General features: G+C 68.7%; 24 protein-coding genes. 18 read left to right on the top strand and 6 right to left on the bottom strand.

Translation table 11 applies throughout. The features are described 5' to 3' along the window. Positions 1–56: 56 nt before the first annotated feature. Both STSP_RS24180 and STSP_RS24175 read left to right on the top strand, forming a co-directional pair. A complete protein-coding gene (locus STSP_RS24180) occupies positions 57–662 on the top strand; it encodes a VanZ family protein (protein ID WP_067281985.1) in 606 nt (201 codons plus the stop codon). Positions 663–835: 173 nt separating this feature from the next. After that, positions 836–1,399 (top strand): TetR/AcrR family transcriptional regulator, encoded by a 564-nt coding sequence (locus tag STSP_RS24175; protein WP_067281982.1) that lies wholly within the window; start codon positions 836–838, stop codon positions 1,397–1,399. Positions 1,400–1,991: 592 nt separating this feature from the next. Here the strand turns inward: STSP_RS24175 and STSP_RS24170 are convergent. From STSP_RS24170 to STSP_RS24160, 3 genes are read right to left on the bottom strand one after another with little or no spacing between them, the layout of a single operon-like run. Beyond that, positions 1,992–3,164: a DSD1 family PLP-dependent enzyme gene (locus STSP_RS24170; protein ID WP_067281980.1), complete on the bottom strand. Its 1,173-nt coding sequence runs from the start codon at positions 3,162–3,164 to the stop codon at positions 1,992–1,994. Then, positions 3,161–4,111 carry an ornithine cyclodeaminase family protein gene (locus STSP_RS24165; protein WP_067281978.1) on the bottom strand — a complete coding sequence of 317 codons (951 nt, stop codon included), beginning with the start codon at positions 4,109–4,111 and terminating at the stop codon, positions 3,161–3,163. The genes STSP_RS24170 and STSP_RS24165 overlap by 4 nt, the downstream gene beginning before the upstream one ends. 10 nt (positions 4,112–4,121) lie before the next feature. After that, positions 4,122–4,808, bottom strand: coding sequence for a helix-turn-helix transcriptional regulator (locus STSP_RS24160; RefSeq protein WP_232789767.1), 687 nt, complete (start codon positions 4,806–4,808; stop codon positions 4,122–4,124). Positions 4,809–5,243: 435 nt separating this feature from the next. Between STSP_RS24160 and STSP_RS39270 the strand changes: the two genes are divergently transcribed. Both STSP_RS39270 and STSP_RS39265 read left to right on the top strand, forming a co-directional pair. After that, positions 5,244–5,456: a hypothetical protein gene (locus STSP_RS39270; RefSeq protein WP_157902890.1), complete on the top strand. Its 213-nt coding sequence runs from the start codon at positions 5,244–5,246 to the stop codon at positions 5,454–5,456. After that, positions 5,447–5,653: a hypothetical protein gene (locus STSP_RS39265; protein WP_157902889.1), complete on the top strand. Its 207-nt coding sequence runs from the start codon at positions 5,447–5,449 to the stop codon at positions 5,651–5,653. Before STSP_RS39270 ends, STSP_RS39265 begins: the two co-directional genes overlap by 10 nt. A 148-nt stretch (positions 5,654–5,801) precedes the next feature. On the opposite strand, the gene STSP_RS24155 is transcribed toward STSP_RS39265, so the two are convergent. Together STSP_RS24155 and STSP_RS24150 are read right to left on the bottom strand one after the other, a co-directional pair. Continuing rightward, positions 5,802–6,449 (bottom strand): response regulator, encoded by a 648-nt coding sequence (locus STSP_RS24155; RefSeq protein WP_067281976.1) that lies wholly within the window; start codon positions 6,447–6,449, stop codon positions 5,802–5,804. After that, positions 6,446–7,816, bottom strand: a complete 1,371-nt coding sequence (locus STSP_RS24150; protein WP_107441380.1) for a sensor histidine kinase — start codon at positions 7,814–7,816, stop codon at positions 6,446–6,448. The genes STSP_RS24155 and STSP_RS24150 overlap by 4 nt, the downstream gene beginning before the upstream one ends. On the opposite strand from STSP_RS24150, the gene STSP_RS24145 reads away from it, so the two are divergent. Further along, on the top strand, positions 7,797–8,387 hold the full coding sequence (locus STSP_RS24145) for a VanZ family protein (protein WP_157902888.1): 591 nt from the start codon (positions 7,797–7,799) through the stop codon (positions 8,385–8,387). The genes STSP_RS24150 and STSP_RS24145 overlap by 20 nt on opposite strands. A gap of 718 nt (positions 8,388–9,105) precedes the next feature. On the opposite strand, the gene STSP_RS24140 is transcribed toward STSP_RS24145, so the two are convergent. Beyond that, positions 9,106–9,603, bottom strand: coding sequence for an Lrp/AsnC family transcriptional regulator (locus STSP_RS24140; protein ID WP_067281969.1), 498 nt, complete (start codon positions 9,601–9,603; stop codon positions 9,106–9,108). A 119-nt stretch (positions 9,604–9,722) separates the two neighbouring features. Between STSP_RS24140 and pdhA the strand changes: the two genes are divergently transcribed. The 13 genes from pdhA (at position 9,723) to STSP_RS24075 (ending at position 25,410) form a co-directional block, all read left to right on the top strand. Then, complete coding sequence (pdhA, locus tag STSP_RS24135; RefSeq protein ID WP_067281966.1) at positions 9,723–10,829, top strand: pyruvate dehydrogenase (acetyl-transferring) E1 component subunit alpha; 1,107 nt, start codon at positions 9,723–9,725, stop codon at positions 10,827–10,829. 1 nt (position 10,830) lies between these two features. Continuing rightward, the gene (locus STSP_RS24130; RefSeq protein WP_067281964.1) at positions 10,831–11,847 is read left to right on the top strand and encodes an alpha-ketoacid dehydrogenase subunit beta; all 1,017 of its coding nucleotides are present in this window, start codon (positions 10,831–10,833) and stop codon (positions 11,845–11,847) included. Further along, entirely contained in the window at positions 11,844–13,205 is a 1,362-nt protein-coding gene (locus STSP_RS24125) for a dihydrolipoamide acetyltransferase family protein (RefSeq protein ID WP_067281961.1), read from the top strand. The genes STSP_RS24130 and STSP_RS24125 overlap by 4 nt, the downstream gene beginning before the upstream one ends. 471 nt (positions 13,206–13,676) lie before the next feature. After that, a complete protein-coding gene (locus tag STSP_RS24120; RefSeq protein ID WP_078067454.1) occupies positions 13,677–14,363 on the top strand; it encodes a GntR family transcriptional regulator in 687 nt (228 codons plus the stop codon). Between the two features lie 302 nt (positions 14,364–14,665). Beyond that, positions 14,666–15,886 (top strand): amino acid ABC transporter substrate-binding protein, encoded by a 1,221-nt coding sequence (locus STSP_RS24115; RefSeq protein WP_078067453.1) that lies wholly within the window; start codon positions 14,666–14,668, stop codon positions 15,884–15,886. Between the two features lie 48 nt (positions 15,887–15,934). Beyond that, positions 15,935–16,819: a branched-chain amino acid ABC transporter permease gene (locus STSP_RS24110; protein WP_067281955.1), complete on the top strand. Its 885-nt coding sequence runs from the start codon at positions 15,935–15,937 to the stop codon at positions 16,817–16,819. Continuing rightward, positions 16,816–18,645 carry a branched-chain amino acid ABC transporter ATP-binding protein/permease gene (locus tag STSP_RS24105; RefSeq protein ID WP_067281953.1) on the top strand — a complete coding sequence of 610 codons (1,830 nt, stop codon included), beginning with the start codon at positions 16,816–16,818 and terminating at the stop codon, positions 18,643–18,645. Before STSP_RS24110 ends, STSP_RS24105 begins: the two co-directional genes overlap by 4 nt. Further along, positions 18,642–19,373 carry an ABC transporter ATP-binding protein gene (locus tag STSP_RS24100; protein ID WP_067281950.1) on the top strand — a complete coding sequence of 244 codons (732 nt, stop codon included), beginning with the start codon at positions 18,642–18,644 and terminating at the stop codon, positions 19,371–19,373. The genes STSP_RS24105 and STSP_RS24100 overlap by 4 nt, the downstream gene beginning before the upstream one ends. Then, the gene (locus STSP_RS24095) at positions 19,370–20,320 is read left to right on the top strand and encodes an NAD(P)-dependent oxidoreductase (protein ID WP_067281948.1); all 951 of its coding nucleotides are present in this window, start codon (positions 19,370–19,372) and stop codon (positions 20,318–20,320) included. Before STSP_RS24100 ends, STSP_RS24095 begins: the two co-directional genes overlap by 4 nt. Next, positions 20,320–22,056, top strand: coding sequence for a dihydroxy-acid dehydratase (locus STSP_RS24090; protein ID WP_067281946.1), 1,737 nt, complete (start codon positions 20,320–20,322; stop codon positions 22,054–22,056). The genes STSP_RS24095 and STSP_RS24090 overlap by 1 nt, the downstream gene beginning before the upstream one ends. Next, on the top strand, positions 22,053–22,961 hold the full coding sequence (locus STSP_RS24085) for a fumarylacetoacetate hydrolase family protein (protein WP_067281944.1): 909 nt from the start codon (positions 22,053–22,055) through the stop codon (positions 22,959–22,961). Before STSP_RS24090 ends, STSP_RS24085 begins: the two co-directional genes overlap by 4 nt. Continuing rightward, positions 22,958–24,565 (top strand): FAD-dependent monooxygenase, encoded by a 1,608-nt coding sequence (locus STSP_RS24080; protein ID WP_067281941.1) that lies wholly within the window; start codon positions 22,958–22,960, stop codon positions 24,563–24,565. Before STSP_RS24085 ends, STSP_RS24080 begins: the two co-directional genes overlap by 4 nt. Before the next feature lie 56 nt (positions 24,566–24,621). Beyond that, positions 24,622–25,410 carry a TIM barrel protein gene (locus STSP_RS24075; protein WP_157902887.1) on the top strand — a complete coding sequence of 263 codons (789 nt, stop codon included), beginning with the start codon at positions 24,622–24,624 and terminating at the stop codon, positions 25,408–25,410. Positions 25,411–25,953: the final 543 nt, after the last annotated feature.

Raw genomic sequence — 25,953 nt, 5'->3', positions numbered from 1 at the left:
GGACAGAGTCGAATCCGTCCGTTGTGTACCGCTGTCCATAACCCCAGGAGCATGTCATGGGCAACCTCGCCTTCCGTATCGAGTCCGTGCAGGTGCTGCTTCCCCTCCTCGCCGGATTCGCCGCGCTGCTCGCCGTGCGTGCCGTGAGGAGACGCCCCGGCTGGTACGGCAAGCCCATGCTGACCCGGCTTGCGACGGCCCTCTACGCTGCGGGTTTCCTGCACTTCACGATGTTTCCGATCATCGTGGACAAATCTCAGAACCTGTCCCCCTGGTACAACCAGATCCAGCCGATACCCCTGGCGGGCCTTATCGGCATGGACCCCACCTTCGTGCTCAACGTGCTGCTGTTCGCACCGTTCGGTCTGCTGCTCCCGCTGCTGGCGAAGGCGGAGCTTCCGGTGAAGCGGGTCGCCCTGCGCGCGCTGGTCACCAGCCTGACGATCGAGCTGGTTCAGCTGGGCATGTACGTGTGGTTCAGCAACGGCCGTGGCGCGGATGTCGACGACCTGATCGCCAACACCCTCGGGGGCGTGCTCGGCTGCCTGATCCTGCGCTCCTCGGCTCTGTCCGGTCTCGTACGCGGCTTCGCCCTGCCGGGAACCGCGCTCGCCCGATCGGCCACCGGGACGGTGCCGACTCCGCCTGCACCCGTCGGGTGATGAACCGACGGCGGGATCGCCGCCGGACCCCTTGGTACGTGCGCGGACCGTCCCCGTCGCCGCTGGCACCGCTCAGCGTTCCGCGGCAGACAGCCGTGTTCTCGCGGACGTCACAAGGTGCCGCTGCGGGTGCGACTTCGTAGAAGCAATGATTTTGCTTTAAGGTGGATTCCATGAGCAGGCAGATGGTGCGCCCCGGTGGGCGCAGCGCCCGGGTCCAGGCAGCGGTGCACGCCGCCGTACGCGAACTCGCGTCGGAGGTGGGCCGGGACGCCCTTACGGTGCCGCTGATCGCCCAGCGTGCGGGCGTGACGCCGTCGACGATCTACCGCCGCTGGGGGGACCTGCAGGAGCTGTTGTCGGACGTGGCGGTCGAACGGCTGCGGCCCGACACCGCGCCCAGGGACCACGGGGGCCTGTCGTCCGACCTGACGGTCTGGGCCGAGCAGTTCCTCGACGAGATGGCCTCCCCCACCGGCCGCGCCTACATCCGCGACGCCCTGCTCGGCGACCCGGACGGCAGCAACGCCGGCCAGTGCTCCGCCTACGCCGCCGAGCAGATCAACGTCATCCTCAGCCGCGCGGCCGAACGCGGGGAGGACACGCCCGACGTCGAAACGGTCATCGACGCCGTCGTCGCCCCCCTGATGTACCGCATCCTCTTCCGCCCCGACGGACTCGACACCTCGTACGCGAGCCGACTCGTGACAGGAGTCCTCGAACCGACCATCCGGTGACCAAATGAGCACACCGGCGTGCCCCTCTGAGAGCCTCCGAGAGCCTCCGATGCCCCGATCTCGGAGGCCAGCACGACCTCGCCGCATCCCCAGCCCTCCGGCGAACCGTCCCGAGGGCGTATCCGGGCACTTCACGCCCATGAGCTGAGCGCTGCCGCACCCGCAGCGCCACGGAGCCGTCTCCTTGACCGCCGCCACCACGGTCGGCGCCCAGGGCGGTAATCGAGCGCTGCGCCTGGCTGCCTCCGGGCAGATCCCACAAGCCGAAGCCGCATACAGGACCGCGGCCGCACGGCTCGACGGCGCCGGAATGCCCGGTGTTGAGCACGGTCTGCTCTCCCTTGCGCAGCTGTGCCTGCGGCTGGCCGACGGAGACCCGTCCGCGACAGAGGCGGCCGAACACGTCGACGCGGGGGCGGACTGGGGGCCGTACCGGGCGTGGGCCGAGCTCTCCGTCCCGCTGCGCACTGGCCGCCGGGCCCACGCCCAGGCGATGCTGCGCGCCTTGCCGGAGCCGCCGGCGGACCTGCTGTACGAGGCGCTGTGCTGCCTGCGGGCAGCGGTGGCGCAGGGGTGGACGTGCAGGCTGGCCTCACCAGCCGGTGACGCGTTGCCAGAAAGCCTCGATCACGGGCACGGCGCCTGTGCTGCGGGTCCCCTCGATGACGTGGTAGCCGCGATGCTGAGCCGCGGTTGCGCAGGCGTGGTTGGGCAGGATGCGCAGGCGGGTGCCGACGGGCAGGTCGGGCAGGTCGGCGCCGTCGCGGGCGGTGAGCGTGCCGTGTTCCTGGCTCGCGGCGGTCATGACCAGGTTCGGGACGAGGTTGCCGTTCAGGTCGGTGACCAGGCCGTAGCCCTGGTCCTGTGCCTGGACGGCGGTGCCGCGGTCGCGGGACATGGCCATCCAGCCGCCGTCGGTGACGATCCACCCGTACTCGGGACGGTGGCCGATGACGGTGACGACGACCGACAGGGCGAGGTCCTCGACCTGGCAGACGCCGAGGCCGGCCATGACCAGGTCGAAGAAGACGTAGTTCCCTGCGCGCAGTTCGGTGACGCCGGTGAGGTCCTCGGCGGCGTGGGCGGTAGGGGTGGAGCCGACGCTGACGGTGTCCACCGGCAGGCCGGCCGCGCGCAGTCGCTCGGCCGCGGCGACGGCGGTGTCGCGTTCGTTCTTCGCCGCCAGGCGCTCTTCCTCGGCGGTGTAGGCGAAGTAGGACTCGCCGGCGTGGGTCAGTACGCCGTCCAGGCAGCCTGCGTCGTGCAGGATGCGGCCGGCCTCGGGGAGCGCGGGGGCGTCGGGCTTGAGGCCGCCGCGGTGGCCGTCGCAGTCGATCTCGATCTGGGTGGGGATGGGGATGCCGGCCTGGCGGGACGCTTCGGCGACGAACGATGCCTGCTCGACGCTGTCGAGCAGGATGCGCAGGCGCACACCGCGGCGCAGCAGGGCGATCACGCGCGGGAGCTTGTGGGGGTCAATGCCGACGGCGTAGGTGATGTCGGTGTAGCCGCCGTCGGCGAACGCCTCGGCCTCAGCGAGGGTGGAAACGGTGACGGGGCAGGGGGTGTCGCCGTGCATGAGGGCGGCGACGTCGAGGCTCTTGGCCGTCTTGACGTGCGGCCGCAGGGTGACCCCGAGCCGGTCGGCCCTGGCCTGCAGCCGTTCGATGTTGCGCCGCGTCTTGTGCACGTCCACGACAGCGAACGGGGTGTCCGGGTCGGCCAGGTCATGGGCGGCGGTGGTGGTGTTCACGGGGATGTTCACAGGGAGATGTCCATCTTCTTCAGAAGGGCCAGGCCCAGACAGAGGTCCTGCAGACCGATTCCGGAGCTGTCGAAGACCGTGATGTCGCTGTCATCGATGCGTCCCGCGGTGCGTCCGACGAGGACCTCGCCGAGCGGGGTGAGGACGGTCGCTGCGGGCGCGTGCTGGCTTTCGCCCATGCAGCGGGCTTGGCCGGGCAGATCGCAGAAGACACGTGCGCCGCTGAACAGTTCGGGTGGGAGCTCCCTCTTGCCGGGGGCGTCGGCGCCCATGCAGGAGATGTGCGTACCGGGGCGGACCCAGCCCGCGTCGAACAGGGGCGGAGTGTCGGCGCTAGCGGTGGTGGCGGTGACGATGACGTCGGCCTGCGCACAGGCTTCTTCCGCACCGGCGGCCCGGGCGTCGTGGCCCCGTGCGGCGAGCGCCCCGGCCAGTTGCTCGGCACGCCCCGCGTCCCGCCCCACGATCAGGATCTCGCCCATGGGCCGGACCCGGCTGACGGCCTGCGCCTCGTAGGCGGCCTGGTGACCGGTGCCGAAGACGGCCAGGGTGGCAGCGTCGGGGCGGGCCAGCAGGTCGACGGCGAGGGCATCGGCCGCGGCGGTCCGGTAGGCGTTCGCGGCGCCGACCTCCAGGACAGCCGCGATCCGGCCGATCGTCTGGTCGAACAGCAGAAGGGTCGAGTGGTGGCGCGGCAGCCCGTGCTCCGGGTTGCCCGGCCAGTAGGTGCCGATCTTCACCCCGGCGTGCGTCGGGGATGCGGACGGCTTGAGGGTGAACCGATTGCGCGGATCGGAGCCGTGCACGGCGAGACTGGGGAAGACCGGGCCGTCCACCGTCGCGGCGAAGGCGGCACGGGCCGCTTCGAGGGCCAGCTCCTCATCCACGAGCGCGGCGGTCTGCTCCTCGGTGATGTGCAACAGAGCGGTTGGTCCGGCGGCGGTCATGAGCGGCCCTTCACTTGGTGTAGTTGTAGACGGTCGCCCGGGACACGCCGAGCAGGTCCGCGATGGTCTGCGCGGCATCGCGGGAGTCGAAGTAGCCATCGCGCTGCAGCTGCCGCACGAGTTCCTTCTTGTCCTCCCGCCTCAGCGACCGAGGGGTCGCGGCGCGCTCCGCGGCACGTGCCTCCACCTCTTGGCGCAGCTCGCGCGCGTTGCGGTCCCGCAGGGTCTCCAGGGGCTGCTCGCGGTGCCCGTTGTCCGTGCTCACGAGGTTCGACAACGCGAGCGTCACGGGCGACAGGACGGACACGTCGAGGTTCAGGCAGAGTGCCGCGATGTACTCGCCCTCGGCGTTCTTGATGCCGATGGACGTGCTCTTCACCGGGCGGCCGTCGGGAAACCGGTTGGGGTAGTTCTGGATGACGCTGGGGTACTCCGGGTCGGCGATGCGGGCCAGGCCCAGCTCAGTGGCGGAGTCACCGACCTGGCGGCCCGAAAGGTTGTTCTCGATCGCCCGGATCGCATGCTGCGGATCCCGCAGGTCGTGCAGGACCACTTCACACAGGCCCGGGAACATGCGGCCCAGCGCTACGGCGATCTTCTCGGCCTCACGGATGAGGTGCTCGTCCGCGTCGATCGAGGCGACGGTAGCGGCGCCCTTGCGCTCGTGCGCCTCCGCACGGGCTGCGAGGTGGTCCATGACGCTCCTTTCAGCGCGGGCTTCCACTTCATTTCTATTTCTAGACAAGAAGTCTAGTAGCGCCTTCCGGATGCTGTCCACCACACCTCGCCGCGGGACGCGTGAGTCGCTTTCACCTGCGGCTTCGGTGAGGTCGCGAGAGCGACCCGACACGTGGGCTCGGCCGGGTCGAGGCGAACGGGCGACCGGTTCACGCTCCCGCCGGACGTGGCCCGGCTTCGTCCCACGGCCCGCCGGAGCTGTGTCACAGGCGCGTGACAGCGGCGTCATGGACGCAAGACAGCACCGAACGGGCGCCCAGGAGCGGCCGTGACGGTCATCGTCAACGCGCGGCACCGAGCACCTGGCGCCCCGCACCCGTCACCCTGAAGGGAAACCCGTAATGCGTGTCAGGGCGGTGACAAGTCGTCGGCGTCTGCTGGCGCGTCGCCCGACGTGACCGCCACCTCGGGCTCCTCGGCGGCATCCGGCCTGGCAAGCCCGACGGCGCCCAGCGGCGGCGAGGGTGGGGACAAGAGCGGCTACGGACAGAGCTGCGGTACCAACGACATCTCCTGGAGCGTGAGTTCAGAGTCCGAGGCCGGCGGCTACTACCTGGTCAAGGCCAAGCCCGGAAGACCACCACCCAGGAGGGGGGCATGGAGCTGAACAGCCTCATCGTCTCCGTCTCCAACGGCGACCCGAACCCGGTGTCCCTGAACGTCGGCTCGTTCGTCGTCGACAAGCCGATCGTCACCAACTGGCACACGTCCGCCGCTGATGCTGCCACTACTCGAACTGAGGCGAGACTGAGCGGAGACAGTCCTCTTTCCGGGCCGCGTACCGCTGAATATCCGTGCCCCTGACAGTGGCGGTCAGCCTCCCGACCGCTGAACCCTGAAGTCGAGTTCGGCGAGGTAGCGCAGTCCTTCACGCAGGGGCTTGCCTTCAGCCATGCCGACCGACACTTCGAGCGAATCTCAGCTGAATCCATCGGGATCCGCCGGCCAGGCGTCAGTCCTGATGGGCCAGGCCGACCCGCCAGGCCCAAGCGGCGATCTCCACCCGGTTGCGGGCGGCGAGCTTGCTCTGGATGTTGCCCAAGTGTGTCTTGACCGTCCCGACCGTGATGTAAAGGGCTTGAGCTATCTCGGCATTGGTGAGTCCCTGTGCCACGAGCCTGACCACGTCCACCTCCCGCAGGGACAGGACCGTGTCCGGTGATCGTCGCGTACCGGGTGCCATCAACCGCCGCAGCAGACGGACCGTGATCGACGGACTGATGAGGGAGTCTCCCTCTGCCGCGGCTCGCACCGCCTCAGCCAGCAGCCGCGGGCCGGAGTCCTTGAGGATGAAGCCGCAGGCGCCCGACTGCAGCGCCGTGGTGACGTACTCCTCGTCGTCGAAGGTGGTGACCATGACCACCTTCGGGGTGTGGTCCGCGGTGGGGCGGGTCAGCGCACGCAGGGCGTCCAGCCCGTCCAGGCGCGGCATGCGGACGTCCATCAGGACGACGTCGGGCCGGTGCCGTGCGGCCTGTTCCACGGCCTGTACCCCGTCCTCGGCCTCGGCGACTACCTCGATGTCGTTCTCGGCCGTGAGGATCATGGCGATGCCGGTGCGCACGATGGCCTGGTCGTCGGCGATCAGTACACGGATCACGGCGTGTCCGTCCCGGCCGGAGTGAGCGGCAGGCAGGCGCGGACCAGCCAGCCTCCGTCCTCGGTGGCACCGGCCCGGAGCGTTCCTCCGAGCCGTGTGACCCGTTCCTCCAGTCCCTTGAGCCCGTAGCCCGGGGAGGAGGTCTGGCGCACCGTTCCGTCGTTGCTGACCTCAACGACGGCTTGCTCCGGCAGCACCTGCACGCGGACGTGGACGCGGCGGCAGCCGTGGGCGTGTTTGCGGATATTGGTGAGCGATTCCATCGTGACGCGGTGTGCGACGGCGGCCACGTCCGACGGCAGTGTGTCGGTGGGACCGGCCTCGGTGAGGTGCGCGGACACGTCGCGCAGACTGAAGTCGGCGACCAGGTCGCGCAGACCACTGATCCCTTCCGGTGCGGCCAGGGGAGCGTCGATGTCCTCGGCGCGCAGCCCGCCGACCATGCGACGCAGCGAGACCAGTGCCTCCGCGCCGGTCTGCTCGATGCGTTGCAGCGCCGGCGCGACCATGTCCGGGCGTTTGGTGGCGACCGCCTGGATGCCCTGTGCCTGGACGACGATCCCGGTCACATGGTGGGCCACGAAGTCGTGCAGCTCTCTGGCCAGGGCGATCCTCTGCTCCAGGCGGATCCGATGTTCCCGTTGCCATCGGTCGGCCATCACCAGCCGCGTGGCCAGACTCAGCCCTGTCACCGTCACGGCGACGAGCGTCAGCAAGAACGCCACGATCACGCTGTTTTCCTGGACGCGCACCGCCAAGGGACGCGCGATGATCGCGGCACACAGCGCCGCCGTGACCACGGCTGCGGACACCGGGGCGCCCCGTCGCACGGTAACGGCCAGAACGATCAGAAGCGCGACTGCTTCGAAGGCACCGTAGGCGGACGACGCCTGCGCGTCACCGGCTCTGAGATGGATCGCCACGGTGCAGGCCAGCGAAGCGGCGGCCGCGACTCCGCTCGCGCAGGCGAGCGCTCCCGGCCTGGCATCCCGAGCGGCGAGCGCGGGCACACCCAGGAGCGCGGCGGCCACCACCGAAGCCGAGACCGTCAGCGCGGTTCCCGTGTCAGGTTGGCGAAAGGTGCCGGCCCTCACGTCGAGCAGGATGGCAGCCACAGCGGTGCAGACCGCGGCCACCCACAGCAGGGTGCCGACGAGGCGGGAGCCACGGCGGGACCTTGGGTGACGAAAGCGCATGCCATGCAGCGTATGCGAGCGGGTGGTGTCTTTCTCTCTGCCGAAAGTCGTAGCCGTGCCGGCCAAGATCTGCCTTTCGCCGGATCCGCGCAGGAACCCCGCCAACGGAAGGTGATCGGAGATCCGCTGCCGAACGCCGTAGGAGCTTGGCGTGAATGTGAATGTCGTCATCCCCGCTGTCTATGCAATGTGTCCTGTACTGGCGGTCTTCGCCGTGGTGACCATGCTGCGCGTCCGCCTGTCCCAGCCGGGCTGGACGGGTCGGCAGGCGGTCCTGAGGATCACGGCGAGCGTCTACGCCGCGGCGGTACTGTCGATCACCGTCTTTCCCCTCACCGTGACCTGGGGGAAGTACGCGAACCAGGCACCCTGGTACAGCCAGATCAACTTCATACCGCTGATCACCCTCGACACGACTGCCATACCAAACGTGATCATGTTCTTCCCGCTCGGGGTGCTGCTCCCGCTGATCTCACAGGTGAACAGGGTGCGGCGCGCGACCGCGGTGAGCGCTCTGGTGAGCCTGTGCATCGAAGTCACACAGCTGCTGTGTTACGTGATCTTCAACAACGGCCGGTCCTGTGACATCAACGACGTCCTCGCCAACACGCTGGGAGGAATGATCGGCTACGCCGTGGTACGCGCCACGCTCAACAGGCGCGCTTCCGGATCCTTCCTGCGTGCCATCGCCCTGCCCGGGTCCTCGGCGCACGCGCAGGTCACGTCCGTCCCATCAGCCTGACCCAGCCACATCGGTCACGACCCGGTGTTCAGCAGGCCAGGGCACTGTTCCTAGGCGCTGGTGGTCAATGACTGACAGCCTGACGGCTCTCACCGTGTTTCGTCGGCGCTCGCCTCGGGTGGGAACTGGCGCGCGCGGGCGGTCTTCTGTGCAGCACCAGCCGGTAACCCTCGGTGCCCTGCCCTCGCCCGCATCATGGCGGAGTCCCGACGGGCCCCTGGAAGTCCAGTTCTAGTCAGTCCGCCGAGACCTCCGCGTCCGGGAGCGTCCCCTCCCAGTACCCGTCCATGAAGTCGAGTAGTTGAAGGGGCTCAACCTTCACGTGCGCGGAACGCAACTCGGCTGTTGTCCACCAACGTGCTTCTGTCGCAAGCGCGGAATGAATCCCGTCGGCCAGCTTCCTGCCGCTGGCCGCACTGCGACCTCGATGGCGTGCACGGTCACTGCTTGCACTCCTGCTGTGGGTTCGGGCATACGAGACCTAGCCGGGCCCTTACTCGAGCGAGATTTCTCCGTCCGGCAGCCAAGGCTGTGTGATGCCTCACAACGATCATGGAAACGAGAGACGGGCCCCTGCGGTGACTTCCGTCACCTGCAGAGACCCGTTTCGTCGGTTTCTCCCATCCCGCCCGCGTAGTCTTCCGTGCCTGCCTCCCCACGGGTCCGGGCCGGTCCGGCAGCGCCGCTGAAGGACACGGCACGAGGCCGTGCCCTTAGCTCACTTCCACGGGACACCGCGCCCCTGAGCCTCCTCGAAGACCAGCCACGTGCGGGTGGCCCGAACCCCGGGGATGTCCTGCACCTGCTCCAGGACCACATGGCGCAGCGCAGAGTTGTCCGGCGCCCGGACCAGAACGAGGACGTCGTAGTCCCCGCCCACGAGCGCGAAGTGCTCGATGTAAGGGATTTCCCGCAGCTTCTCGGAAACGGCGCGCCAGGCGTTCTGCTCGATGGTGGCCGAGACGTAGGCGGTCGTGCCGAGTCCGACCTTCTGCGGGTTCAGGCGGACGGTGAAGGCCGCGAGCATGCCTTCGTCCACCAGTCGCCCGATCCGTGTGTACGCGCTGGCCCGCGAGATGTGGGTCCGCTCGGCGAGCGCCCGGACGGAGATCCGGGCATCGCGCTGCAGTTCCGCGATGATCGCGCGGTCGATCGCGTCCAGATGGGCGGCCAAACGTCCGGGAGCCTCACACTTCGGCCTCTCGTCGCTTGACATATTGCCCTCCCGGTCCAGTGTTCTCGACAATCCGTCGCCCAGTCATCCGAAGCGTTGAACAGATGGGCTACCACGTCGAATATCTCACTGCAAAGCGTCCAAAGAAAGCGAGCGTCGCCATGTCCGTGAAGGCTCTCCGCCAAGCGGTTGACAGCCTCCTTCCCTCCCTGGTCCCTGTGCGCTTCGCCGCAGAGAACGGCACCGCCGTCAAGTCGCCCGGCGCCTACACCGCTCCCTCGGACGAGCTGCTGCGGGAGGCATATCGCCGGATGATTCTGGGGCGCCGGTTCGACACCCAGGCGACGGCTCTGACGAAGCAGGGCCGGCTCGCCGTCTACCCCTCCAGCCGCGGGCAGGAAGCCTGCCAGATCGCCGGTGTCCTCGCGCTACGCGAGGACGATTGGCTCTTCCCGACCTACCGCGACTCGGTGGCGCTGGTCTCCCGGGGCATCGACCCCGTCGAGGTGCTGACCCTTCTGCAGGGCGGGTGGCACTGCGGGTACGACCCGGCGGCCACCCGGGTGGCCCCGCAGTGCACCCCACTGGCCACCCAGACGATCCACGCCGTCGGCATGGCCGAAGCCCTTCGCCGCAAGGGTGAGGACAGCATCGCGATGGCGTTCATCGGGGACGGCGGGACCAGTGAGGGCGACTTCCACGAGGCGCTCAACTCCGCCGCCGTCCTGCGGGCGCCGGTGGTGTTCCTCGTGCAGAACAACCAGTACGCCATCTCCGTGCCCCTGGCCAAGCAGACCGTCGCACCGGCCCTGGCGTACAAGGGCATCGGGTACGGCGTGCGCTCGGAGCAGGTGGACGGCAACGACCTGGTCGCCATGCTGTCCGTGCTGACCGCGGCGGTGGAGCACGTCCGGTCGGGCCAAGGGCCGTTCCTGGTGGAGGCACACACCTACCGGATGGATGCACACACCAACGCCGACGACGCGACCCGCTACCGCCAGGCCGCGGAGGTGGAGAAGTGGGAGTCGGCCGACCCGGTGGCACGGTTGGAAACCTATCTGCGGGGACGGGGCGTCATCGGCGACGAGGACGTGGAGGCCGCGCGGACGGCCGCCGAAGCGTTCGCCGCGCAGGTGCGCGCCGGGATGAACGCCGAGACGGAGGCAGATCCCTTCGAGCTGTTCGACCACGTCTTCGCCGAGCCCACCCCCCAACTACGCGAGCAGCGCGCGCTGCTGGCATCCGAGCTGCACGCCCAGGAGGACTGACATGACCGCGGTCACAATGGCGCAGGCTCTGAACACGGCGCTGCGCGACGCGCTGCGCGAGGACGAGCGAGTGCTGGTCTTCGGTGAGGACGTCGGCCCCCTGGGAGGCGTCTTCCGGATCACCGACGGGCTGACCAAGGAGTTCGGTGAGGAGCGGTGTTTCGACACCCCGCTCGCCGAGTCCGGCATCGTCGGTCTGGCCGTCGGCATGGCGATGGGCGGCTTCCGCCCCGTGGTCGAGATGCAGTTCGACGCCTTCGCCTACCCGGCGTTCGAGCAGATCGCCTCGCACGTCGCCAAGCTGCGCAACCGGACGCGCGGACGCCTGTCCCTGCCGCTGGTGATCCGCATCCCCTACGCGGGCGGCATCGGGGGAGTTGAGCACCACTGCGACTCCAGCGAGGCGTACTACGCGCACACACCCGGTCTGAAGGTCGTCACCCCGGCGACGGTCGAGGACGCCTACTGGCTGCTGCGCGACGCAATCGCCGACCCCGACCCGGTGGTCTTCATGGAGCCCAAGCGGCTGTACTGGTCGAAAGAGGAAGCCGCCCTCGACGCCCGCGGGGCGCGGCCATTCGGGCAGGCGGTGGCGCGGCGCGAGGGACGCGACGCGACCTTGGTCGCCTACGGCCCCAGCGTGCCGGTGGCGCTCCAGGCGGCCGAGGTCGCGGCGCAGGACGGCATCGCGCTGGAGGTCGTCGACCTGCGGACGCTGGTCCCCTTCGACGACGCGACTGTGACCGACTCGGTGCGCCGGACCGGCCGCTGTGTGGTGATCCAGGAGGCCCAGGGATTCGCCGGGGTCGCGGCGGAGATCGCCGCCCGGGTGCAGGAGCGCTGCTTCCACTCGCTGGCCGCACCCGTACTGAGGGTCACGGGATTCGACATCCCCTATCCCCCGCCCAAGCTGGAGCACGCCCACCTGCCCGGGGTCGACCGCGTCCTCGACGCGGTCGACCGCCTCCAGTTCGACGACGAGCCCGACGTTCTGCACCTGGCCCAGGAGGCGTCATGACCAGCGAGCCGACTGAGCGGCTGTTCCGCCTCCCCGACCTCGGCGAGGGACTCACCGAGGCCGAGATCATCGAGTGGAAGGTCGCCGTTGGCGACACCGTCGAGATCGATCAGATCGTCGTGGAGGTGGAGACGGCCAAGGCCACCGTGGAGGTGCCGGTGCCCTACGCGGGCACGGTGCTGAAACTGCACACCGATGCCGGAACCTCGGTCGAGGTGGGCCGCCCGCTCATCTCCGTCGGCACGCCGCAGACCGCTCCGGTGCCCCCCGCGGGGCCTGTCGCCGAGGGCCCGGCGGCGGCCCGCTACCGCGAGGAGGAGAGGGCCGGCTCCGGCAACGTCCTGATCGGCTACGGCACCGGCCACGCCCCCGCCTCGCGTCGGCGGCGCCGTACCGGCGCGAAGCGGGCTCCCGCGAGCACTCATCGCACCGCTGCCCCGGCACCGCCCGCCTCCGGGAGCGCCGAGCCGGCGAGCCGGGCAAGGACGGCCCCGCGCGTGATCTCGCCCTTGGTGCGCAGACTGGCCCGCGAGCACGGCGTGGACCTCGCCGCGCTCTCGCCCAGCGGACCACACGGCATCATCCAGCGCCGGGACGTGGAGCGGGTTATCGCCGCGGCGGGCACGGTGTCCGCACCAGCCGCTCCCGTCCGGCCGGAGACGGGCTCCGCCGAGCGCATACCGCTGCGCGGGCTGCGCCGCGCGGTGGCCGAGAAGCTCTCCCGCAGCCGTACGGAGATACCCGACGCCACCACCTGGGTAGACGTGGACGCCACCGGCCTGCTGGAGGCGAAGAACGCCTTCCAGGCGGCTCGCCCGGACGCTCGCATCGGGCTGCTGGCCGTGCTGGCCCGTATCTGCGTCGCGGGCCTGCGGCGCTTCCCCGAGCTGAACTCCACGGTGGACACCGACCGCAACGAGATCGTGCGGTACTCCCATGTCAACCTGGGCTTCGCCGCGCAGACCGAGCGGGGTCTGGTGGTTCCCGTCGTGCGTGACGCACACCGCATGACCACTACTCAGATCGCCGCGGAGCTGGCCCGTCTGACCGCTCTGGCCCGCTCCGGCCAGCTGCCGCCCGAGGCGCTCACCGGCGGAACGTTCACCCTCAACAATTACGGCGTCTTCGGGGTGGACGGCTCCACCCCCGTCATCAACCACCCCGAGGCCGGCATCCTCGGCGTCGGCCGCATCATCGACAAGCCCTGGGCCGCTGACGGCGCGCTGGTCCTGCGCAAGGTCACCCAGCTGTCGCTGAGTTTCGACCACCGGGTGTGCGACGGCGGAGTTGCAGGAGGCTTCCTTCGCTACATCGCCGACTGCATCGAGCGCCCGGCGACCCTGCTGGCCGATGTCTAGGAGAGGCGCGCGGCTCGTCGAGAAGTACCCGGACTGGCAGTTGAGGACCGGCAAGACGTGGGAGACGGCCGGTGGCCCAGGGGGCAGGGCCCCAGAGCTTGCTTGACGGCCTTGCCTTGTGCGCAGCGGATGCACCGCTCGCTGGTCATCCGCTGGGCGCATGTGCCGCAAGGCCCGGACGGGTGTCGGCCTGTCCGTCAGGGCCGTGGCCGCCCTGTGCCCCCCCGGGCCGCGTGGACGGTGTCCGGGGCCGGGCATCGTCTCGCAAGCCCAAGCGCCGATCATGGCCCGGGCCTTCCCGCGGCGCCGGACGGCAGCGCTGGTGCATACGGTTGCCCGGGACAGGCCCTGGCAGGACAGGATGGTCGCCGAGCGCGGCCGTTCCTCGCGCGAGCCAAAGAGGTACGGTAGGGCGGTCGTGGCGCCGAGCGCCTGTTGCCGCACATCCTGCACTCAATGTATACATAACGTATGGCGTCGCCCACAGACCGCCCCCACGAGCGCCCCGGGATGCATAACCAGGCCGAGCTCGCCTACCGCAGGCTCCGCGAGCGGCTCATCGCCGGCCGCTACAACCCCGGAGACAGGCTCACCGAGCTTGGCATCTGCGAGGACCTGGGCATGAGCCGCACCCCGGTACGTGAGGCACTGCGCCGTCTGCAGAGCGACGGCCTCGTCGCCTCCACGGGGCGCGGCGTGGTCGTCAGCTCCCTGTCCGAAGAGGACATGCGTCACGCGACCGATCTCCAAGGAGCCCTGGAAGCACTGGCTGCCCGGCTGGCGGCCACCGCTCAGCGCGATGGGCACCTTTCTCCCGCACAGATGCGGCAGTTCGAGGCAGCCGGCCGCCATGTCGAGGAGCGCGGGGCTGCCGGGGACGTGGAAGGAACCTGGAAAGCCAACCTCGACTTCCACATGATGCTGGCCCGCCTCTCGGGCAATCCGCTGCTGGAGGATGCTCTTGAGCGCATCTGGGCGCGCTTCTCCATCGTCAGCCGCAGCAACATCAGCCGGCGCACCCGGCTGAACGCCGTGCATCACGCGATGATCGTGCGAGCCATCAGCGAGGGCGATCCGGAGGCCGCCGCATGTGCGGCGGCCGACCACGCCCGCGAGGCCTCGATCACCTACAGCCGCAATCTCGCATCAGGCGACTGACCTGCACAGCACCTGAATCACGCGCGCAGAATCCTCGCGCCGACGCCTTGTCCCCCCGATTGCCTTCAATGTATACATTGAATATGAACTGCTGTGGGGCATGCCACACAGCCGACTGGGGCCGCTGTCACCGCAGCGGCGGCAGTTGATCCCTGCGTATCCGGACACGCGTGCCCGAACCGCCTGCACCCGCCACAGGGGGCAGGAACAACATCGCCACCACGCCGAAAAGGGCCGGCAGCGGAGGTGTTGGGGCTCGGTCCTCTTCACTCGCAATCACGATCACCGACTTGAGGTGAGTCATGCTCAGGTACAGCCGCGGCGGGCGACGCACGGCACTCTTCGGAGCGGTGGCCGCGCTTGTCGCCGCAAGTGCGTGCGGAACAGGAACAGGCGCGGGCAACGACACGGTCCTGATCGGCGCCTCTCTGCCGCTGTCCGGACCGGTCGCCGACTCCTCCAAGCCCGCTTATCAGGGCTACAAGCTCTGGCTCGCCCAGCTGAACAAGAAGGGGGGTCTGCTCAAGCGGATGGTCGAACTGAAGGTCCTCGACGACGGTTTCGACCAGAACACCGTCATCACCAACTACAACCGGCTGATCGGCCAGGACCGTGTGGATCTGCTGCTCGGGACCTTCTCCTCAAAGCTCAACCTTCCAGCGTCCGCGGTCGCCGAGCGGAACAAGATGCTCTACGTCGAGCCGTCCGGCGGGGCAACGGAGATCTTCGAGCGCGGCTTCGACTACCTGTTTTTCGCGCAGCCCAGCACGTCCGTCGACATGCCGGAGCAGTTCGTCTCCTGGATCACGTCACTGCCGGAGAAGGACCGTCCGAAGACGGCGGCGTACCCCACGCAGGACGATCCCAACACCGACGTCGCCATCGCTGCCTTCCGTGAACAGCTCTCCGAACTCGGCGTGAAGACCGTCTACAGCGAGAAGTACGCACCGGAGACGGTGAACTTCGACACGATCGCAAACGGCATCGCGAGCACAAAGCCGGATCTGGTGGTCCACGGCGCTGTCGGCGCCGACGGCGCCGGCTTGGTCAAGGCTTTCCAGAAACAGCAGTTCAGCCCTTCCCTGCTGTTCCAGACGAACAGCCCCAGTCTGGTCGAGACCTACCCCAAGGCCGTGGGTGCCCGCAATACCGAGGGCATCCTCACCTCGGTGGCCTGGAGTCCCGAAGCAAACCATGCGGGTAACGCCGAGTTCGTCCGGGCGTACACGAACAAGTTCGGCACGCCGCCCACGGAGGACTCCGCCAACGCCTACACCGCGGGCCAGGTGCTGGAGGCGGCCGTGACCGCTGTCGGCAGCCTCGACCAGGACAAGCTGGCTGACTGGCTGCACACCCATACCGTCAGCACCATCGTGGGACCGCTGCGCTGGGACAAACGCGGCGTGCCGGACGGCGACCTGCTGCTGGCGCAGTGGCAGAACGGCGCCTTCGAGATCGTCGCTCCCGCCGAGCAGAAGACCACCCGGCAGTTCGTCAACCCCAAGCCGGAGTGGTCGTCGTGAGCCGGCATCCACAGCGGACGAACGCATCTCGCAACCGAAGGGGATGCTGTGACTGAGCTGGTTCAGACTCTGGTGTTCGGCGTGCTGGTCGGCGGCGTCTATTCGCTGGTGGCCTCCGGCATGAACCTGGTCTTCGGGGTCATGAAGGTGGTCAACCTCGCGCAAGGCGCCATGCTCATACTGAGCGCCTACCTCACCTACTCCCTGTGGAAGGCCGTCGATCTCGATCCCCTGCTGCTGGTGCTCGTCACCGCACCGTCGATGTACGTCGTCGGATGGGCGACGTACTACCTGTTCATCGAGCGTGCCCGCACAACCGATCCGGCCATGGCTCTGGTCACCACCTTCGGCCTGGCCCTCATCACCAAGGGGATCATGGCCCTGCTGTGGGGCAACGACCAGCATGCGGTGACACCGGCGTACGCCAACAGGTCATTCACCCTGGGCAGTCTGCACTTTCCCCAGGCGCAGCTCTACGCCTGCCTGGTGGCGGTGGCCATCCTGGCAGGGCTGTACGCGCTGCTGCGGTACACCTGGCTCGGACAGTCGGTGCAGGCCGCCGCGTCGAGCTCGGACGGTGCCCGGCTGATCGGCATCGAGGTGCGCAAAGTGCGGGCCGCCGCCTTCGCGCTCGGTGTCGCAGCCGCAGGCGCCGGCGGTGCACTGCTCAGCGTTCTCTACCCGTTCACGCCGAGCTCCACCGACCACTGGATCGGACTCATGCTCAGCATCATCGTGCTCGGCGGGATGGGCAGTCTGCCCGGCAGCGTCCTCGGAGCAGTCCTCATCGCTCTGGCGGAGTCGCTCACGGCGGCCTACATAGCGCCCGACTGGGCCACCGCCGTCCCGTACCTCGTGATCATCCTGGTGCTGCTGGCCCGCCCGCAGGGCCTGATGGGCATCCGCCTGCGAGAGGACATGAGCCGCGCATGACCACCACGCACGTACGGCGCAGCGTCATCGGCGCTGCGGCGGCCCTCCTGCTGCTGTTCCCGGTTCTCTCGGACAACGCCTACTACCAGAACATGGCCATCATGGCGTTCCTGATGGCCATCATGGCCTCGGGATGGAACATCATCTCTGGGTACACCGGCTACATCTCGCTGGGCCAGAGCGCCTTCTTGGGCATCGGTGCCTACACCTCCGCGCTCCTGGCCATCCACCTGGACATCTCTCCCTTCCTCGCCGCTCCCGTGGGCGGCGTCGTCGCCGCCTTCTTCGCCGTGGTCCTGGCCCTCACCGGCCGCCGCACACGGGGCATCGCCTTCGTCATCGTCAGCTTCGCCTTCCTGGAACTGACCGGTCTGCTGGCTTCCAACTGGACGGGGCTGACCGGAGGCAACCACGGCCTTCCGCTGCCTCTGCCCACCTGGGACCGGGACGTCCACAACTGGCCGTTCTACTACTCCTTGCTCGTCCTGCTCGCTGTGACGGTGTGGGGCTCGTGGGCCATACGCCGCTCCAAGCTTGGCATCGGCCTGCTGGCGATCCACGACGACGAGTCGAAGGCCGAAGGCGTCGGCGTGCGGGCAGACCGCTACAAGATGCTGGCCTTCGCGGCCAGCGCCTTCCCGATCGGGATCGCCGGAGGGATCTACGGCTACTACGTCTCCTTCCTGGAGCCTGCGGCCATGTTCGACATCGTCATCGCCATGCAGATCGTGCTGGCCGCTCACCTCGGCGGCGTGGGCACCCTGTGGGGCCCCGTCCTCGGCGCCTTCCTCCTGGAACCGCTGACACAGCTGACCAACCAGCAGCTCAGCGGCCCCGACGCGGGCGCATGGCGTCTGGTGATCTACGGTGCTCTGCTGGCCGCCGTCGTCCTGTTCTTCCCCAAGGGCGTGCTGGTGGAAGGCGCGAAGTGGTGGCGCCGGATCCGCGGAGGTGAACCGCAGGCAACCGCGGGGCGCCGGCTGCCGGACCTTCCCGCCACTCTGCCCGCATCCGTGAGCGAGCGGCTTCGTCCCTCTGCCGGCGACGGCGCCTTGGCCCGGCCGCTCGTCACGGTGGACGGCCTGCGCAAGTCCTTCGGCGGTGTGCACGCGGTCCAGGACTGCTCGTTCACCGTCGAACGCGGTTCCATCACCGGATTGATCGGCCCGAACGGATCCGGGAAGACCACCGTCTTCAATCTCCTGGACGGCAGTCTGCGGCAGGATGCCGGCACCATTCAGCTGTCCGGACGGATGGTTCACACTCTGGCCCGGTGGCAGCGCGCCCACGCGGGGCTCGCCCGCACCTACCAGGCCACGCGTGTCTTCCCCCACCTGACGACGCTGGAAAACCTGGCGGTTGCCAGTGACGCGTTCTCTCTGGGCCGCCTGCGCGCCAGCGCCATCAGCGGCAGCGAGGCCAAACGAGCCCGCGAGTGGCTGGACTTCGTCGGGATGGGCGCGTATGCCGACCATCCGGCAGGACAGCTCTCCTACGGGCAGCAAAAGCTCGTCGAGCTCGCCCAGGCGCTGATGCTCGAGCCGCAGCTGCTGCTTCTGGACGAGCCCGCGGCTGGTATCAGTCCCGCTCTGGTGGAACGCCTGAGCGCCATCATCCGGCAGCTGAACGGCTGCGGCATGACCGTGCTCATCGTCGAACACAACATGCCCATGGTGCTGTCGTTGTGCGACCGCATCCATGTCCTGGCGCAGGGCAGGGTCCTGGCCAGCGGCGCGCCCGGGCAGATCGAACGCAACCCGGCGGTCCTGGACGCCTATCTCGGCGGCCATTCCGCCCACGGTGCAACATCCGGAGCCACTTCATGATCACTTTCAAGGGTCTGGTCGCCGGTTACGGCCGCGCCGGTGACATCCTGCGCGGCGTCGACTTCGCCGTGGCCGAGGGCAGCATCACCTGCATCGTCGGACCCAACGGAGCCGGGAAGTCGACGGTGCTCAAGACCTGCAGCGGGCTGTTGCGGCCGCGCAAAGGCCAGATACTCCTCGGCAGTCAGGACATCGGTGGACTCACCCCGGCCGCCATCCTGCGGCTCGGTGTCGTCCAGGTGCCCCAGCACCACGGCCTGTTCCCCACCCTTACCGTTCGGGAGAACGTCCAACTGGGCGCCTATGTCAACCGGCGTCAGCGCGAGCGCAACCGCGCCCGCTACGAGGAGATCGCTCAGATCTTTCCTCTGATAGCCGAGCGTGCCAACGACCGGGCCGCGTCCCTCTCAGGCGGACAGCGCCGCACGGTGGAGTTCGCCCGGGCTTTGATGCTCAACCCCGGCGTGGTGTTGCTGGACGAGCCGTCGCTGGGGCTGGACCCCAAGGCGTGCCGGCAGCTCGCCAGCTCGGTGAAGGCGCTCAACCAGCAGGGCGTCACCGTGCTCATCGTCGAGCAGAACGTGCGCTTCGGACTGTCCATGGCCGACAACGGCGTCGTGCTGGAAGGCGGACGGGTCCTGCATACCAGCGGGGCCGCCGAACTGCTTGCCGATCCCGACATGGGAGCTTTGTTCTTCGGCGGGACGACGCGGGAGACGCAGCCGTGACCGGGACCAGCAAACCCCGCATCGGTTTCGCCGGCGCAGGCGTCATGGGACGGCCCATGGCCCATCGCCTGCTGGCCGCCGGCTACCCCCTGACCGTGCACGCACGCACTCCCAAGAAGGTCTCCTCCCTGCTCGAGGCGGGTGCAGCGCTTGCCACGACCCCGCGCCAGCTCGCCGCCCATGCCGACATCGTCATCGGCTGCCTGCTCGACGAAGCCGCCTTCCACGCTGTCTACTTCGGCGACGACGGGCTGCTGACCGCAATCCGCGAGGGTCAGATCCTGATCGAGCACGGCACGCACGCCCCCCGGCTGGCACGCGCTGCGGCCGCCCGCCTCTCGGCCTGCGGTGCGGAACTCCTCGACATCCCCGTCACAGGAGGACCACGACGTGCCGACGAGGGAACGCTGACCGCAATCGCCGGCGGGCAGGCGGACCACCTGGACCTCGTGCGCCCGCTGGTGGGGACGTACTGCTCCCAGATCGTTCATGTGGGGCCGGTCGGGGCCGGGCTCGAACTGAAACTCGTCAACCAGCTGCTGGTCAGCATCCACGTCGCGGCCGCCGCCGAGGCAGCCGCGCTCATCGACCGGTTCGCGCTGCCCGCCGAGCAGAGCAAGGCAGTGCTGATGTCCGGCTGGGCGGCCAGCACCATGCTGGACTATTGCCTGCCTGCGGCCCTGACACCATCCGATGCACCGTCCGGATCCACCGTCGGCGGACTCCACGCCGTGCAAGACCTGGTGGCGGATGCGGCGCGTGCCCTGGAGCTGGACCTGCCGGTCTTCGCATCCGCGCAGCGCCTGTTCGACTCCCTTCTCCAAAGCGGCGCGGCGTACCACGACATCGCCCAGCTCGCCCGGGCGTATGACCGGCACGGCAGTACCGGCACGGAAGGCCCCGGCCAGCCGCTGTCTGCCGGCGCAGCCTGCAAGGAGTCGCCCTGATGTCCCAGAACGGAACGAAACCGACCGATGGTGAGGCCTTTTCCTCAGGTGACCGGGACGGGTTCATTCATCGCGCGTTCATGCGCGGCGCCGGGCACTCCTCGGCGACGGTGCGCCGCCGGCCCGTCATCGGGATCTGCAGTGCATGGAGCGAGCTGAACCCCTGCAACAGCGGTCTGCGGGATCTTGCGGAGTTCGTCAAGCGCGGAGTGACGGCGGCCGGGGGGTTCCCACTGGAGTTCCCCACCATCTCCCTGGCCGAGCCGTTCATCCGTCCCAGCACCCTCTACCTGCGCAACCTCATGGCGATGGACGTCGAGGAAATGGTCACGGCATCGCCCATCGACGGGGTGGTCCTGCTGGGCGGCTGCGACAAGACCCTGCCCGCGCAGCTCATGGGCGCGTTGAGCGCCGGGAAGCCCGCCATCGCCCTGACGGCCGGCCCGCGGGCAACCGCACGGTGGGAGGAGGCCCCGCTGACCATCGACGATCTGTGGGCGTTGTCGGACCGGCGGCGCGCCGGTGAGCTGGACGATGCCGCATGGGAATCGCTGGAAGGCAGACTGGTCCCCGGCATCGGCACGTGCAACGTGCTGGGCACCGCAGTCACCATGGCCATGCTCGCCGAGACGCTGGGGATGAGCCTGCCGGGCTCCAGTCTGCTGCCCGCGGCCGGAGCCGCCCGCAAGGCCATGGCGGAGGAAACCGGCAGGAGAGCGGTCGAGCTCACCCGCTCGGGACAACCGCCCAGCGCATACGTCTGTGCCCGGTCACTGGAGAACGCCTTCCGGGTGCTGTGCGCAGTGAGCGGATCGACCAATGCCGTCATTCATCTCGAGGCCATCGCCGGCCGCGCGAACCTGCGTATCGGGCCGGAAACCATGGACGAGTGGAGCCGCACCACCCCGGTCCTCGCCGATGTGCGGCCATCAGGGCCTCGTCTGCTGGAGGACCTGGAGGACGCCGGCGGGCTGCGTGCGGTCATGACCGAGCTGCGGCATCTGATCCACGGCGACGCTCTGGCCGGCACCGGCGAGCCCTGGGCTCGTGTTCTCGACCGCTTCGAAAGACGGGCCAGTCCCGCCCTGCGCAGTGCGGCAGACCCGGTTTTCCCCTCGGGCGGGCTGGTGATGCTGAAAGGCACGCTCGCTCCCGACGGGGCGGTCATCAAGCGGTCCGCGGCCGATCCGCGGCTGTGGCGCCATCGCGGACGTGCTGTGGTGTTCGACGGCGTCGCCGACCTGAACGCGCGGATCGACGATCCCGGTCTGGACATCACCGCGGACTCCGTCCTCGTCCTGCGCGGCGCCGGTCCCGTGGGCGGCCCCGGTATGCCGGAGGTCGGCCAGTTGCCGATTCCCAAACGGCTGCTGCGCCAGGGCGTCACCGACATGGTGCGTATCTCCGATGCGCGGATGAGCGGCACCGCCACCGGCGCAGTGGTCCTTCACGTCGCTCCCGAATCCGCCGTGGGCGGGCCTTTGGCCCTGGTCCGCGACGGCGATCTGATCGTTGTGGACACCGAGACAGGCCGCCTCGACCTGGACGTCGATTCGGCCGAACTCAAGCGGCGTACTCCGACAAGCCCTCCCCCGCGCCCTGCGCGCGGTTACGCATCGCTGTACCACCGGCACATTCAACAAAGCCCTGAAGGCTGCGACTTCGACTTTCTGTCCGCAGGCCCCGGTGCGCCTGTCATCTCTTCGCCTCTCACGTGCCAAGGAGACCGTTCATGAGGATCGTCAGTTTCGGACCTGCGCGCAGCGAACAGCCCGGTGTGCTGCTGGACGATGAGCACATCGTGCCGCTGGCGCCGGTGCTGATGCGTGCGGGGCTGCCCGCTCTGGACATCAACAGCATCCTCGCCTTGCTCGACTATCTGCAGCCGCTGATCGAGGAGCAGTTGCGCGGCGACGTCGAGACGGTGCCCGTCTCCGCGACCCGTCTGGGCGCTCCCATTCCCCACCCCGAGAAGATCATCGTGGCGGGAGGGAACTACCAGTCGCACGTCGATGAGGCCGTCGGCATGAAGGACGCGCCGTCCCCGTCCGAGCCGCTGATCATTTTCAAGCCGTCCAACACCGTCATCGGCCCGCACGACGCCCTCGTGCGGCCGGCCCGGTCGCAGCAGCTCGACTACGAGACCGAGATCGCCGTCGTGATCGGGCGCGGCGGACACCACATTCCCCGGGGGCGCGCCTTCGACCATGTCGCCGGCTACATGATCGGCAACGACGTCACAGCACGCGACATGGCGTTCAAGGACATCGAACTGAGCCCTCTCTACTCGCAGATCACCCGGGCGAAGGGCATCCCGACCGGGGCGCCGTTCGGCCCCTGGCTTGCCACCAAGGACGAGATCCCCGACCCGCACAACCTGCGCCTGCGGTGCTGGATCAACGACGAGCTGCGCCAGGACGGCTGGAGCTCGGAGATGATCGTCGATATTCCCGGACTGATCGAGGACTTCAGCAAGGTCCTGGAGCTCTCGCCGGGCGACATCATCTTCACCGGCACGACGACCGGCTGCGGCGCGTTCCAGGATCCCCCGCTGTTCCTGTTCGAAGGCGACGTCGTCCGTATGGAGATCACCGGCCTCGGCGTCATGGAGACGCCCGTCATCGACGAGGTGGTCCGATGAAGCGCACCGAACTCCTGGTGATCGGCGGCGGGCCCGTGGGTCTGAGCGCTGCCCTGCTCGCCGCGCGCTACGGCGTCGCCTGCACCCTCGTGGAGCAGTTCCCCACGCCCTACAACCATCCCAAGGCGCGCGGCGTGCGCAACCGCGCGATGGAGCTGTTCCGCTCATGGGGACTGGAGCAGGAGATCCGCGCCATGGCGCCGCCGGACCCCGCCTACGGGTTCATCTACTGCAACTCCCTCAGCGGCGAGGAGTACGGCCGCACCCCCGCTGGGCCGGAAGAGACCGCGCTGAGTCCGACGGGATCCTGCCGTGTCCCGCAGGACGATCTGGAGCGGCTGCTGCGGGCACGCGTCAGTGCCACACCTGGCATCGACGCGCGCTTCGGGCTGCGTCTGGAACAACTGGCCCAGGCCCCCTCCCAGGTGACCGCGACCGTGGTCGACCAGGACAGCGGCCGCGCGGACACCATCGTCGCCGACTACGTCATCGCGGCCGACGGCGCCGCCAGCGCCACCCGCGCTGCTCTCGGCGTGCAGATGACGGGGCAAATGCTGGGCTACTGGCAGAGCGCGTACTGGCACGGTGACATCTCCCACCTCGTTCAGGAGCGCTCCGCCATCCAGTTCCTGACCGCCGATCCGTCCGGCGGGTTCGTCACGGTCGCACCGGTCGACGGCAAGAAGCGCTGGCTCACCTTCCGGATGCCGGGCCCGGACAGCAACCATCCGGGAATTCTGTCCGAGGAACAGGCGAAGGCACTGATCCACACCGCGGTCGGTGTCGCGTGCGAGGCGGATGTCGTCAGCGCTGCCACGTACACGGTGGAGGCGAAGGTCGCCGACCGCTACCGCGTCGGGCGGGTCTTCCTGGCGGGTGACGCGGCGCACGTCTTTCCGCCCACCGGTGGGTTCGGGCTCAACACCGGAGTGCAGGACGTGCACAACCTGGTATGGAAGCTGTCGCTGGTCCGCGCTGGTGCTGCCGGGGATGCGCTCCTGAACAGCTACGAGACGGAGCGCCGGCCCATCGCTGTGTCCAACGCGCAGTGGAGCACCACCAACGCGGCCCGCTTCCGTGAGGTATGGGATCGCATGACGGCCGGGAAACCGGCCGGAGACGTCATGGCCCGCCAGCGCGCCCACGTGGCCGCGATCGAACGGGACCTGGCCTTCCGTTACACCCAGGGTGCGCTCGACGCCGGCAGCGGGGAGCCCTCCACGGACCCCTTCGTCGCCGCGGTGGGCCGCCGGGCACCGCACCTGTGGCTGAGCGATGCTCAGGGCCGTCGGACATCGACGTTGGACCTCTTCGACGGCCGACTGACCCTGCTGCACGGCCCCAACGGGCAGGGCTGGGCCAAGGCAGCGCACGCCGCCGGCTCCGCGTACGGGGTGTCCCTGCACACCGTGTGCCTGCCGGAGGGTGATCTTCACTGCGACGCGGCAGACTTCGACCGTCTCTACGGACTGGCAGAGGCGGATGCCATGCTGATCCGGCCGGATGGTCATGTCTCCTTCATCGGCAGCGCGAGCGAGGGCAGGGACGTGGAGGAGCAGATGCTCGAAGCGGTGCGGCTGACGCTGTGCGGGGCTCGGGAGTGACACCTGGGCAGCCGGCCGACGGCTACGCGCTGAATCTCTCACTGGCCCTGGCTCGGGTGCCGGAGCAGGAGCGGCTTGCCGTGGCGCGAGAAGCTGGATTCCGACGTGTGGAGATGTGGTGGCCCTTCGCTTCACCTGAGGCTTCCGCTGATGAGGTCAGCCGGCTGCGCGCTGCGCTGCAGCGGTCGGGCACCCGGCTTGTGTGCCTCAACATCGACGCGGGTGACTTCGCGGCCGGCGACCGGGGCATCCTGAGCGACGCCGGGCAAGTGGCGCGCTGCAGGCAGTCCATCGACACGGCCGTCGACTTCGCCTCGGAGGTGGGGTGCACACTGCTCAACCTTCCCTACGGCAACCGCCGTGCCCACCAGACCGAGGCGGCACAGCACGAGGCGGCGTACCGCAACCTGCTGTATGCGTCGCAGCGAGCTCGTGCGTCAGGTGTTTCGGTGCTGGTGGAGCCCCTCAACACCGAGGACAACCCCGGCTACCTTCTGCCTGACGTAGCAGCAGCATCCGTTGTGGTGGGCCGGGCGCGAAAGGAGGGAGCGGACAACGTGGGCATCCTGCTGGACCTCTACCACGTCGCCCGTTCCCGGCAGGACCCCTGCGACGTCATCGCACGCTACGGAAAGCAGATCCTGCATGTGCAGTTTGCCGACGTGCCCGGCCGCGGTTGCCCGGGCACGGGCATGCTCGACTTCCCGGCGATCATCCATTCCTTGGTGGAGGCGGGCTATGGAGGCTGCGTGGGCTTGGAGTTCCAGCTGACGCGTGGCCTTGAGGAACTGTCGGACGCGTGCCGCTTCGCCGGCGCGCATCCGCTGCCCCGCCCGTCGGCGTGACCAGACGCAGCCGCGAGCTTCTGTCTGCCAGAAGAATGCGTCTTTCACCTCAACGCGGGGCTTACCCCCGAAGCATGAACACCGTTTGCTATGCGGCGGCAAGTCAGCGTAACCAATGGCCGTTCGAAAGCGATCGGCTGATCTGACCGAGCAGTTGACGCGCCATCCAGAACCTCTCTATAGCGCCTCAGCTAGCAACTCTCCTGAAATATCAGGGGTACATCTTGCGCATCTCTCAGCCGTCTGACAGCGTTTCAATCACCCGCAGGCAGGAGTATTTGCCGATTGTGTCGGGGCCAGTACGGATACGCCGTCCATGCTCGGTCAGCTCCTGCATCAGCTTTTCTCACGTGGGTGATCTTCGCGGGCTTCTTGTAGCAGATCAGGGCGGCTGCGAGTCAGGAAGGCAAGGCAGTGAGATTCTCTTCGCTCGTATCGGGCGGTGAGCCGGCTGTAGGCGCGACCAACTCCCATAGACCGTCAGGAACCAGCCGCTGCGGCAGCTCGACGGCCACAGGCGCACATCATGCCGTGCAGGCAACC

This window comes from Streptomyces jeddahensis (assembly GCF_001642995.1).
Lineage (GTDB): Bacteria > Actinomycetota > Actinomycetes > Streptomycetales > Streptomycetaceae > Streptomyces > Streptomyces jeddahensis.
Note: the sequence above shows the minus strand (reverse complement) of the source record. Positions and strands in the feature narration are given on the sequence as shown.